The sequence below is a fragment of the Sphingomonas panacis genome, from assembly GCF_001717955.1.
GTDB classification, from domain to species: Bacteria; Pseudomonadota; Alphaproteobacteria; order Sphingomonadales; family Sphingomonadaceae; genus Sphingomonas; species Sphingomonas panacis.
In genome coordinates, this window is the sequence record NZ_CP014168.1 from 3854662 (window position 1) to 3866905 (window position 12244).

Genomic DNA, 12244 nt, shown 5'->3' on the forward strand with positions numbered 1-12244 from the left:
TGACCTTAGATCGACGTTCGATCACACCACTCTCAAAACCCGTTCGATCGCAAGCGGCTCCGACGTGCTTTCGCCGGGACGAAGAGAAACGCCGATCGGCTTCAGCCATCGGCGAGGATCGCCTCGGTCTTGCCGATCGCAGCCGGCGAGCCGACGTCGAACCACAGCCCCTGATGCACCATGCCGTAAGCACGGCCCTCCTCGATCGCGCGCTCCCAGAACAGCCGCGTCGAGAACGCCCCTTCCGGCCAGTCGCGGATCACACGCGGCGACAGGATCTGCACGCCGGTATAGACGAACGGTGCCGGCTTGCCGGGCGTGCGCCAGCCGGTGATGCGGCCATCGGGCGCCAGCCGGAAGTCGCCTTGCCCGACATGGTTGTTCGCGCGCGCCAGCGGCACCATCAGCAGCAGCGCGTCCATCCGCGCATCGTCCCATTGCGCGGCGAGCAGGCGGATCGCATCGCTCGGCCCGTCGACCCACAGATTGTCGCTGTTGACCACCACGAACGGCGCGTCGCCGATCAGGTCGCGCGCCTGGACGATGCCCCCGCCCGTCTCCATCAACCGCGCGCGCTCGTCCGAGACGACGACCTCGATACCCTTCACGCGGTTGCGCAAATGCGCCTCGAGCGCATCGGCGAGGTAGTGCACGTTGACGATCGCACGCTTGACCCCCGCCGAGCGCAGCCGGTCGAGCACATGATCGATCAGCGGCTTGCCCGCGACCTCGATCAGCGGCTTGGGGCGCGTGGCGGTCAAGGGCCGCATCCGTTTGCCCAGCCCTGCCGCCATCACCATCGCGGTCTCGGGCACGCGCGCATCGGGCACCGGGCGCAGCGCGAGCGTCTTCTTGGCGGTCATGCCTGCGTCACCTGCATAGGATCGCCGCGCAGCGCGGGCGGGATGTTGGCATCGAACCACGCCGCAACCGGCGCAAGATCGGGGTGCGCGAGATCGCGTTCGAGATAGCCCCACACGCGCGGGCACAGCGCGGCATAGCGCGGCTTGCCGTCGCGCTGCCACAGCCGGGTGAAGATGCCGACGATCTTGGCGTTGCGCTGCGCGCCGAGCACGCGATAGGCGGTGTCGAACGCATCGCCCGCGCCGGTTTCATCATGGTAGCGCGCCAGCATCGCGGCCTCGATCTCGACCGGAACGTCGCGCCGCGCATCCTGGAGCAGCGAGACGAGATCATAGGCCGGGTGGCCGGCGAGCGCATCCTGGAAATCGAGCAGGCCGAAGCTGCCGTCTTCGAGCAGCATCAAATTTTCGGCATGGTAATCGCGAAGCACGGTCACGCGCGGGCCGGCGAGCGCAGCGTCGAACACCGCGTCCCACGCGGCGGCATAGCCGGCGAGATCCGGTTCGATGCCGACCGCTGGGCAATACCATTCGGGAAGCAGGTTGACCTCGCGGTGAAGCACCGCGCGATCGTAAGCCGGCACGTCGCCCGCATCGTGTTTGTGCAGATCGACGAGGATGTCGATCGCCGCGCCGTACAGCGCCATCTGGCGCTCCGGCTCGGCATCGGCGGCCTCGCACAGCCGGTCGTCGCCGAAATCCTCCAGCAACACGAGGCCATGCACCAGATCGCTGCCGAGGATCGCCGGCGCCCGAAAACCGCGCTTAGCGAGCCAGCCGGCGATGGCGATGAACGGGCGCGGGTCTTCCTGCGGCGGCGGCGCGTCCATCAGCACCGCGCGCCGGTTCGGCGCGACGATGCGGAAATAGCGGCGAAACGAAGCGTCCCCCGCGAGTGGCAGGATTTCGGCATCACCCCAGCCAAGCGCGGTGAGGAAATCGCGCGCTTGCGGCGGTGGAATCATGGGAAAGGCCATCGCGCTCTCCATGCCGCCGGCACCTGCGCTGTCAAGCGGCGGCCGCCGTCGGGCGTGAAATCGAGCGTGAGCGCCAGTGCGTCGGGCCATGCGCCCGGTGCGCGGTCGGGCCATTCGACGATCAGCAGCGACTCCGCCGCCGCCTCGTCGAGCCCGAGTTCCTCGATCTCGTCGCTGTGTTCGATCCGGTAGAGATCAACGTGAAGCACCGGCAACACGGTTTCCGGCGGCGCATACGGCTGAACGATCGCGAAGCTTGGCGACGGCGCCTCCCCCTCCAGCCCCAGCGCGGCGAGCAGCCCGCGCGCGATGCTGGTCTTGCCCGCGCCGAGCGATCCGGTCAGCGTGATGACATCGCCCGGCCGCACCAGCGCGGCGAGGCGCGCGCCGAACACGGCGCTGGCGGCTTCATCGGGAAGATCGAGCGTCATCGGTTGCGCGGCAGCAGCACGGTGATCGCGGTGCCCTCGCCCGGCTCAGACATCAATTCGATCGTCCCGCCATGCGCCTCGACGAACTGCTTGGCGAGCGGCAGGCCCAGCCCGAGCGCGCGCTCGCCGTCGCGCGTCAGGCCAGGCTCAGCGAACCGGTCGAACGCACGCGCCACGGCTTGCGGTGTCATCCCCGCGCCGTCGTCCGAAACGACGACCCGCGCCGCACTCGAATCGCCATCGACGTGGAGCAGGATTCGCCCGCCCGGCGGCGTGCCGACAACGGCATGGCGCAGCAAATGCTCGATCACCTGCCGGATTCGCTTGGGATCGCCCCGCACGATCCCGGCGGAGGGCATCACCTCGACCACGAACTCGAGCGTGCGCCGCTCGACCAGCGGCGCGACCGCCCGCGCCGCGCCGCGCGCGAGCGGCACCAGATCAACCTCCTCGCGCACCACCGCCGGCTCGGGACCATCGCTCTGCGTGAGATCGAGCACATCATCGACCAGCGCGCCGAGCCGCTGCACCGATTCGAGGATCGCCTCGACATAGCTCCCCGCCGTATCGTTGAGCTTGCCGCCGTACCCCGCGCTCAGCATCTCGGCGAAACCGCTGATCGACGTCAGCGGCGTGCGCAGCTCGTAGCTCATGTTGGCGACGAACGAGGTCTTCACCCGGTCGGCCGCCTCCAGCGCCTCGTTGCGGTCGCGCAACGCCGTCTCGATGCGGCGGCGATCGGTGGTGTCGAGCATCGTGAACAGGCCGTTGCCATCGGGCAGCGGCACCGCCGCGAACTCGAAATAGCGCCCGTCGGCAAAGCGCACCTGCCCGCCGCGCTGCTGGCGCTCGACCGTGGCGGCGCGCACCAGTTCGCCGATCAGCGCCGCGCGATCGGGATTGGCGAGCCTCGGCGCGGCTTTCTCGGCGAGCGCATCGACGCGCGGGTGCGTGGCGAGGAACGCCTCGTCGAGATCCCACAGCATGCGGAACTTGTTGTTCCAGATCTGCAACCGGCCATCGGCGGCAAACACGCCGAGCGCCTCGAACAGATTCTCGAACGTCGCCGCACGCACGCGCAGCAGCGTGTCGAGCCCGCTCGCAAGCTGGACCTGCTCGGTGCGATCCTCGAAGATCAGCAACAGTCCGCCATCGGGCAGCGGCTGCGCGACGACACGCAGGTGCACGCCGCCGGGCAAATGCCATTGCTCCTCGATGGCCCCGCCCGTCGCGACGAACCACGCGCGCCGCTCCGCCTTCCAGCCGGGGAAATCGCGCACTTCGGGCAGGCGGTTGCCCTCGCGCATCCGCTCCAGCACGCGATCGAACTCGGGCGAATCAGCCAGCCACTCGCTTTCGATGCCGAAGATGCGCTGGAACGGCTGGTTGAAAAAGCTCAGCGCGCGATCGGCGCCGAATTGCGCGACCCCGGCCGAAAGCCGGTCGAGCGTAGCGCGCTCGGTTTCGCCGAGCCGCTTGATCGCGGCGCGCGCCTGTTCGAGATCCTCGATATCGACCGCGAACCCGGCAACGCCGCCATCGGGCATCGGCACGTCGTAGACGCGCAGCATCCTCCGTTCGCCCTTGATCGTCGCGGGCATCGCCTTGACCTGCAACCGATCGCTGTCACGCGCCGCGACCGCCCCCGCGAGCGGCCCGCCCAGCCCGCCGCCCTCGAGCAGTTCGAGTCCGCGCCCGACCGCATCCTCGGGATCGGCGGCATCGACCGCATCGGCATAATGGCTGTTGACCATCGCCAGCCGCATGTCGGCACCGCGATACCACATCGGCATCGGCGCCGCCTGGATCAGCCCGGTGAGCACGTCGAAAGCACGGTGCGCGGCGGCGACCTCGTCGCTCAGCCGCTCGATCTCGGCAAGGTCGTCGGTCGCGTCGAACACCCACAGCACGACCCCGCCGGGCGCGCGCAACTCACTCGCCGCCTTGGCGCCGCGGATCATCAGCGCGCGCGACGACCCGATCGCCCGCACCGACCGGCTGAACGGCCGCCCCGACTTCTGCGCCGCCGCGATCTCGGCGGCGAGCGCATCGGCATCGCGCGGAGAAAGCCCCCCCGCCTCGCTGGCGAGATCAGCAAGATAGCGCGGCGCCGCGGCAAGCCCGAGCCAGTCGCCAAGCTGGTCGGGCGCATCGAGCCGCCCATCAGCGCGCACGATCACCGCCAACGCGGGGGAGGTTCGGAGAAGTGCGGAAAGCCGCTCTTGATCCGCCACGGACGCAGTGGCCTCGCGCCTGGTGCGCAGGCCAAAATAGAGAGTCCACGAAGCCGCGATCAATAATATCGCGAGCACCGCGCCAGACAGCACAAGTTCCGGTACGCCCGTCGCGTTCATTGATGATTTTCGTCGATTTGCGCCATACCCGTGGTCCTCGTCCGCCCGGTCCTAGCGCGTGCTCCACCGAAGGCAAAGCCCGCGCTAGAGAATTGCACTGCGGCTTTGACAGGCATCGCCGAATCTCATCTTCCGCTCTGAAACGATTGAATTTCCCGCCATAATTGACGTTGCTTTTATGCAACACACGTTAGGCAGAATGGATCTCCGGTCTGAACCACGCTTGAACGACGACGAATTTGCGGCAGGTTGTGTCATCGCAGAAATAAAAGGGGCTTAAAAAAATGCGTTCGTTCAAACTCCTTACGACAACCGCATTGGGGTCGGTGGTCTTCTTTGGCGCCATCGCGGGCACCCCGGCAGCAAGCGCGCAGACGACTGCGCCGGTCGCCACGCAAGACCAACAACCGGCGGCAGGAACCTCAACTCCAGCGAACGAAGACGAAACCGACCTCGTCGTTGTTACAGGTAGCCGAATCTCCGCGCCAAACCTCGTCTCGACGTCTCCCATCACGTCGATAACGGGGGCGCAGTTGCAACAAACCGGCGGCGTTTCGATCGGCGATGTCCTGAACAATCTGCCGCAAGTCGCCAACACGTTCAGCCAATCGAATTCGACACGCTTCCTCGGCACAGCCGGCCTCAATCTGGTCGATTTGTATGGCCTCGGGCCGCAGCGCACGCTCGTGCTGGTCAACGGCCGCCGCCATGTCGGCGCGGACATCCTCAACAACGCCGTGTCGACTGACATCAACACCCTGCCGACCGACTTGATTGAACGCGTCGATCTCGTGACCGGCGGCGAATCCGCGGTCTACGGGTCCGACGCGATCGCGGGCGTGGTCAATTTCGTCCTGAAGGATCATTTCGAAGGCTTGCAGGCGCATGCGCAAGGCGGCGTCAGCAGCCGAGGCGCGGCCGGCGCCTATTACGCCAGCATCCTCGCCGGCAAGAACTTTGCCGAGGGTCGCGGCAATATCGCGATCAACCTCGAATATGCCCGGCAGAATCAATATCTCGCCTCGGACGTCAACGAATTTTCGCGCGCCGATGGTTTCGTCGTGACCGACACCGATCCTGCGGGCGCGGTTAACGGCAGTGACGGCATCCCGGATCGAACCTTCATGCGCGACATCCGCTCGGCGACGATCTCGCTCGGCGGAAACATCCTGTTCCCACAAGCCAACGGCGGCCCGGGCATCTGCGGCAAGGACAAAAACGGGGCGGCCTTCTCGTGCGGCTATGTCTTCAATGGCGACGGCTCACTGGTACCGCAGACCGGCACGCGTGTCGGCCTCGGACCGAACGGCTCGTTCATCGGCGGTAACGGCACCACCGGTCGCGAGGGCGCACTGGTGCAGTTGCTGCCGCAGCTCGATCGCTACTCGGCCAACCTGATCGGCCATTTCGAGGTTTCGCCGGCGTTTGTGCCGTTTATCGAAGCCAGCTATGTCCGCACCAACTCGTTCGGTTCGGGAAACTCAGGCCCGGCGTTCTTCCAGGGGCAAACCCTCGACGGGTTCTATGAAAATCCGGAGCTGAACAACCCGTACCTGAGCTCGCAAGCCCGTTCGGTTATCACGCAGCAGATTCTCGCAAGCGGTCTCAATCCGAATTTCCCCACCACCAAGGTTGCGCTCACGGCCGATGACTTGGCGTCGATCGCCGACGGCTCGTTCCGCTTCCCGCTGCGCGAAAACCTGCTCGATCTCGGCGTACGTTCGGAGGCTGCCAAGCGCGAGACATTCCGGATCGTCGGCGGCGTACGCGGCACTTTCAACACCGACTGGAAGTATGAATTGTCCGCCAACTATGGCGAGTTCAAAGAGCGGACGCGCGTCCAAGGCAATCTGAACGTCCAACGCTTCCTGCTCGCGATGGATTCCCAGCGCGACGGCAGCGGCAACATCGTCTGCGGCTCGAAACTTGATGGGGGCGCAGGCTACACGGCCGTCCAGGGCGGCGACCTCGCCGGCAATCCCGCGCGGCTGGCGGCGGATATCGCCGGATGCCAACCGTTCAATCCGTTCGGCTATGGCGCAGTGTCGCAGGCGGCCAAGAACTATGTCCTCCAAGACACGACCTCGGTCGGCAAGATCACCCAGCTTGATTTGCTGGGCAGTATCTCGGGCAGCACGCGCGGCTTCCTGAACCTGCCCGGCGGCCCAATCGGCTTCTCGTTCGGTGGCGAGTATCGGCGCGAGACCAACTATTTCCGCGCCGACCCGCTCGTTTCCGCAGGCTACACCTTCTACAACGCACTCGCGGATTTCACTCCGCCGGCGTTCGAAGTGAAGGAAGCTTTCGGCGAAGTGCGCGTGCCGCTGCTCAAGGACATCTTCCTCATCAAGGAATTGACCGCGACCGGCGCCTTCCGCTTCTCGGACTATAAGGGCGGGGCCGGCTCGGTCTGGGCGTACAACGCCGGCGTTACCTATGCCCCGGTCGAAGACGTTCGTTTCCGGGCAGCCTATTCGCGGTCGGTGCGTGCGCCGAACCTGACCGAATTGTACGCGCCGCAGGGGCAGAACTTCGCACCGACCTTCTCGGACCCGTGCGCGGCTCGCCAGATCGGTGAAGGCACGCAATATCGTGCAGCCAACTGCGCGGCGGCCGGCATCAACACCACGGGGGCGACGCCGTTCGACTACATCTACTCGTCGTCGCTGGAGATTCTCAGCGGTGGCAATCCCAACCTGCAGGCGGAAACCTCGGACTCCTATACCTATGGCGTTGTTGTGCAGCCGCATTGGGTTCGCGGCCTGTCGCTCTCGGTCGATTACTACAACATCCAGGTCAGCAACGTCATCACTTCGGTCGATGCGCAGACGATCGTCAACCAGTGCTACGACTCGCCTTCGCTGAGCAACCCGTTCTGCGGCTCGTTCAGACGTGACAATGCCTCCGGCTCGGCCACCGGCACGCCGTTTCGCATCGTCGAAGGCAGCCTGCTCGCGAGCCCGCTCAACTATGCACAGTTACGCGCACGTGGTCTGAACAGCGCAATCGCCTATGTGCACAGCATCGGTGACAACATGCAGGTCAACGCGCGAGCGATCTGGACGCATCAGTTCGAGAACACGTCGTTCACCGATCCGACCAATTCGAGCTATGGCGACACGACAGTCGGCGAAATCGGTTCGCCGAAGGATGCCGTGAACGTCAACGTCGATTTCACGGTCGGCAAGTTCTTCATCAACTACGAAGGTCGCTATCTGTCGAAACAGTCGGTGACGGCGTATGAAAGCCTCAATAGCTTCCAAGGACGCCCGGCGCAGAACGCCGATTATTCCGACCATCTGTACTATCAATCTGTCATGTACCACGACATTCGCGTAGGCGTTAACGTTATGAAGGACTCGATGTTCTACATCGGTGTGGACAACATAACTGACAAACTTCCGCCGCTCGGATCGGTTGGCATTGGCAACTCAACCGATGCCAACGGCGGCACCGGCATCTTCGACAACAAGGGACGGTATTTCTACTCTGGTATCAACGTCAAATTCTGACCCGAACACGATCAACTCGAAAAGAGCCGGCGACAATCGCCGGCTCTTTTTTTATGAGAAGACGATGAGCACCGATCCTAAGCAGGAATGGGACGCATTGTTGGCCGCCAATCGCACAGCGGAGGCGCTGGCAGTGCTCGAACAGCAGGCACGGACCGGCAACGCCCCGGCGTGCTTCCGACTCGCTGGCCTGTACCTGATCGGGGCGGTCGTGCCCCGCGATCTGCCGCTTGCGCGTGAGTTTCTGCGGCGGGCGGTGCGGATCGGGCATGTCGATGCCGCTTTGCTCGACGTCGCGCTCACCGCGAACGGCACTGGCGGCCCCGCTTCTTGGCCGACGGCAAGAGCACTGCTCGACCAGGCGGCGCGTAGCGATCCCGTCGCGGCGGCGCAGCGCAATCTCCTCGCGGAGATGGACCTGACGGTCGATGGGCGGCCCGTCAGACGCCGCCTGTCCATGGCGCTGGCGAAGACTCCTCGCATCCTGCGTTTCGAGCGGCTGTTCACCCCGGCGGAGTGCGCACATGTGGCACGCACCGCGACCGACCTGCTGGAACCCGCGATGATCGTCGATCCCGTCACCGGGCGCGACGCTGTGAACCCGATCCGCACCTCAGACGCGGCGGTGATCGGCCCTGCGCGCGAGGATCTCGTCATCCGCGCGCTCAACCATCGGATCGCGGCGATCAGCGGCACCGAAACCGATCAGGGCGAGGCGCTGACCGTGTTGCGCTATCGACCGGGCCAGCAATATCGCCAGCATCTCGATACGATTGGGCAGACGCGCAACCAGCGCGTCTTAACCGTGATCGTCTATCTTAACGACGGCTTCACCGGTGGCGAAACGGTATTCGCCAAAGCAGGCCTGACGATCCGGCCCAGAGCGGGCGACGCGATCCTGTTCGCCAACACCACCGCCAACGGCATGCCAGATCCAACTGCCCAACACGCCGGCTTGCCCGTCGCCCAGGGCGCGAAATGGATCGCGACCCGGTGGATTCGCGCCCGCGCTTTCGATCCGTGGATCGGACCCGAGGCGGCATGACGCAAAAAAGGGGCTGCGGTTTCCCGCAGCCCCTCCCGCTCTCGCGATGATCGCGCCTTAGTACCGATAATGATCCGGCTTGAACGGCCCCTCGACCGGCACGCCGATGTAATCGGCCTGCTTCTGGCTGAGCGTGGTCATCTTCACGCCGAGCTTTTCGAGGTGAAGCGCGGCGACCTTCTCGTCGAGGTGCTTGGGCAGGACGTACACGTCGTTCTTGTAGTTCTCGGCCTTGGTGAACAGTTCGATCTGCGCGAGCGTCTGGTTGGTGAAGCTCGCCGACATCACGAACGACGGGTGGCCGGTCGCGTTGCCGAGGTTCACGAGGCGGCCCTTCGACAGAACGATGATCTGCTTGCCATCGGGGAACTCGACGAGATCGACCTGCGGCTTAACCTCGGTCCACTTGTAGTTCGACAGAGCGGCGATCTGGATCTCCGAGTCGAAGTGGCCGATGTTGCAGACGATCGCCATGTTCTTCATCGCCTTCATGTGGTCGGCGGTGATGACGTCGGCGTTGCCGGTGGCGGTGACGAAGATGTCCGAGCGGGTGACCGCCTCTTCCATCGTCACGACCTCGAAGCCCTCCATCGCCGCCTGCAAAGCGCAGATCGGGTCGATCTCGGTGACGAGCACGCGCGCGCCGCCGTTGCGGAGCGACTGGGCCGAGCCCTTGCCGACGTCACCGAAGCCGGCGACCGTGGCGACCTTGCCGGCGAGCATCACGTCGGTGCCGCGACGGATCGCGTCGACCAGCGATTCCTTGCAGCCGTAGAGGTTGTCGAACTTCGACTTGGTGACGCTGTCGTTGACGTTGATCGCCGGGAACGGCAGCTCGCCCTTCTTCGAGATCGCGTACAGGCGGTGGACGCCGGTGGTGGTCTCTTCCGACACGCCCTTGATGTTCTTGACGGTCTCGGTGAGGTAGCCCGGCTTCTTGGCGATGAACGCCTTGAGCGCGCGCTGCATCTCGACCTCTTCCTCATTCTCGGGCTCGGGCATGGTCGCGCCGGCTTCGAGCTTGGCGCCCCAGAGCGCGAACATCGTCGCGTCGCCGCCGTCGTCGAGGATCATGTTGCAGGTCTGGCCGTCGCCATCGACCTCCCAGTCGAAGATCGAGCCGACATAATCCCAATAGTCGGCAAGGCTCTCGCCCTTGATCGCGAACACCGGCACGCCCGACGCGGCGATCGCGGCGGCGGCATGGTCCTGGGTCGAATAGATGTTGCAGGTCGCCCAGCGGACATCGGCGCCGAGCGCGGTCAGCGTTTCGATCAGCACGGCGGTCTGGATCGTCATGTGCAGCGATCCGGTGATGCGCGCGCCCTTGAGCGGCTGCGACGCGCCGAACTCGCTGCGCAGCGCCATCAGGCCCGGCATCTCGGTCTCGGCGATGTTGATTTCGGCGCGGCCGTAATCGGCGAGGCTGATGTCGGCGACGACATAGTCGTTCTTGCGGTCGAGTACGGTGGCCACGTGAGAAATCTCCGAATTACGCGGTTGGATGGCCGGCGCTCTAGCGCGAGATCGGCTCCAGATCAAATATAAAGATGTCTTTATATGACGTGAGCCGTTCCCCCGCGAAAGCGGGGGTCCAGAGCCACGGGGGACAACGTTTGCGGCTCTGGACCCCGCTTTCGCGGGGGAACTGAAAAGTTCGCGCACCGATGTCACATCCGGGCCCGCTCGCTCGTCAGGTCTGCATACCCTGAAGGAGCCTGACGATGACCACTCGCGTAAACTATTTCGCCGCCGCGCCCGAGCTGATGAAGGCATGGTTCGCCTTCTCCACCCAGGTCGCCCAGAGCGGCCTCGAAAAGCCCTTGCTCGAACTCGTCAAGATCCGCGCCTCGCAGATCAACGGCTGCGCGAATTGCCTCAACATGCACACCTATGAAGCGCGCCAGGCTGGCGAGACCGAACAGCGTATCGCGCTGATCGCCGCATGGCAGGACGCGCCGGTGTTCAGCCCCCGCGAACGCGCCGCGCTCGACTGGACCGATCATCTGACGCAGATTGCCACAAGGCGCGCGCCGGCCGATGTCTATGCCGCGCTCGCGGCGCAGTTCAGCAAGGAGGAACAGGTGAAGCTGACGATGGCGATCAGCGTGATCAACACGTGGAACCGGATCGCGATCGGCTTCGACATGTTCGATCCGAGCTACGGCTGGAAAGCGTGAGCGGCAACCCCGCCGACTTTGGCGCGCAGCGGCCGATGCTGCTGCGCGTCGCCTACCGCATGCTCGGCTCGGTCGCCGATGCCGAGGATGTGGTGCAGGACGCGTGGCTGCGCTGGACCGCGGCCGATCGCGGCGACGTGGCCGTTCCCGCCGCTTTCCTGCGCCGGACGGTGACCCGGCTTTGCCTCGATCACCTCAAATCGGCGCGCGTGCAGCGCGAGGATTATGTCGGCCAATGGCTGCCCGAGCCGATCGTCGAGGATACGCCCGACGATGACGTGACATTGCCGCTGATGCTCGCGCTCGAACGGCTCTCCCCGCTCGAACGCGCCGCCTTCCTGCTGCATGATGTGTTCGGCGAGCGTTTCGAGGACGTCGCCGATGCGCTCGGCCGGGATGCCGCCGCCTGTCGGCAGCTCGCCGCGCGGGCACGGGCGCACGTCCGCACCGAGCGGCCACGCTATCCGGTCGATCGCGCGCACGGACTGGAGATCGCGCACGCCTTCTTCGCGGCGGCACGCGGCGGCGAGATCGGCAAGCTCGGCGCGCTGCTCGCCGGCGACGCGGCGATGTATTCGGACGGCGGCGGCAAGCGCCCGGCGGTGGCGCGAGTCATCCACGGCCCGGACGAGATCACCCGCACCCACGCCGCGCTGGCGAAGCTGGCGCGCGACCGCACGGTACACCTGCTGCGCTACACGCTCGTCAACGGCTTGCCCGGCTTCGTCACGCGCGAACCCGACGGTATCCTGCAGACCACCGCGCTGCTGATCGAGGACGGGCGCATCAAGGCGATCTACGTGATGCGCAACCCCGACAAGCTCCGCCATCTCGCGCATCTGGACAGTTGACGCACACCGCTTGCGCCCCTGCCCCGCCCCG

General features: G+C 65.5%; 9 protein-coding genes. 4 read left to right on the forward strand and 5 right to left on the reverse strand.

Annotated elements, in window-relative coordinates; translation table 11 throughout:
- Window positions 1-101 precede the first annotated feature (101 nt).
- From J0A91_RS17530 to J0A91_RS17545, 4 genes are read right to left on the reverse strand one after another with little or no spacing between them, the layout of a single operon-like run.
- Window positions 102-863, reverse strand: a complete 762-nt coding sequence (locus tag J0A91_RS17530) for a nucleotidyltransferase family protein (protein ID WP_069205971.1) — start codon at window positions 861-863, stop codon at window positions 102-104.
- A complete protein-coding gene (locus J0A91_RS17535; RefSeq protein ID WP_083224746.1) occupies window positions 860-1828 on the reverse strand; it encodes an aminoglycoside phosphotransferase family protein in 969 nt (322 codons plus the stop codon). Before J0A91_RS17535 ends, J0A91_RS17530 begins: the two co-directional genes overlap by 4 nt.
- The gene (gene tsaE, locus J0A91_RS17540) at window positions 1825-2271 is read right to left on the reverse strand and encodes a tRNA (adenosine(37)-N6)-threonylcarbamoyltransferase complex ATPase subunit type 1 TsaE (protein ID WP_069205973.1); all 447 of its coding nucleotides are present in this window, start codon (window positions 2269-2271) and stop codon (window positions 1825-1827) included. Before tsaE ends, J0A91_RS17535 begins: the two co-directional genes overlap by 4 nt.
- On the reverse strand, window positions 2268-4625 hold the full coding sequence (locus J0A91_RS17545) for a sensor histidine kinase (RefSeq protein ID WP_069205974.1): 2358 nt from the start codon (window positions 4623-4625) through the stop codon (window positions 2268-2270). Before J0A91_RS17545 ends, tsaE begins: the two co-directional genes overlap by 4 nt.
- A 509-nt stretch (window positions 4626-5134) precedes the next feature.
- Between J0A91_RS17545 and J0A91_RS17550 the strand changes: the two genes are divergently transcribed.
- Both J0A91_RS17550 and J0A91_RS17555 read left to right on the forward strand, forming a co-directional pair.
- A complete protein-coding gene (locus J0A91_RS17550) occupies window positions 5135-8137 on the forward strand; it encodes a TonB-dependent receptor domain-containing protein (protein WP_420852838.1) in 3003 nt (1000 codons plus the stop codon).
- Between the two features lie 64 nt (window positions 8138-8201).
- Window positions 8202-9182 (forward strand): 2OG-Fe(II) oxygenase, encoded by a 981-nt coding sequence (locus J0A91_RS17555; protein ID WP_069205976.1) that lies wholly within the window; start codon window positions 8202-8204, stop codon window positions 9180-9182.
- A gap of 57 nt (window positions 9183-9239) precedes the next feature.
- Here the strand turns inward: J0A91_RS17555 and ahcY are convergent, their stop codons facing one another.
- Window positions 9240-10658: an adenosylhomocysteinase gene (gene ahcY / locus J0A91_RS17560; protein ID WP_069205977.1), complete on the reverse strand. Its 1419-nt coding sequence runs from the start codon at window positions 10656-10658 to the stop codon at window positions 9240-9242.
- 248 nt (window positions 10659-10906) lie between these two features.
- On the opposite strand from ahcY, the gene J0A91_RS17565 reads away from it, so the two are divergent.
- Both J0A91_RS17565 and J0A91_RS17570 read left to right on the forward strand, forming a co-directional pair.
- A complete protein-coding gene (locus J0A91_RS17565) occupies window positions 10907-11362 on the forward strand; it encodes a carboxymuconolactone decarboxylase family protein (protein WP_069205978.1) in 456 nt (151 codons plus the stop codon).
- Window positions 11363-11397: 35 nt separating this feature from the next.
- Window positions 11398-12213, forward strand: coding sequence for a sigma-70 family RNA polymerase sigma factor (locus tag J0A91_RS17570; RefSeq protein ID WP_069207447.1), 816 nt, complete (start codon window positions 11398-11400; stop codon window positions 12211-12213).
- The last annotated feature ends 31 nt before the right edge of the window (window positions 12214-12244 follow it).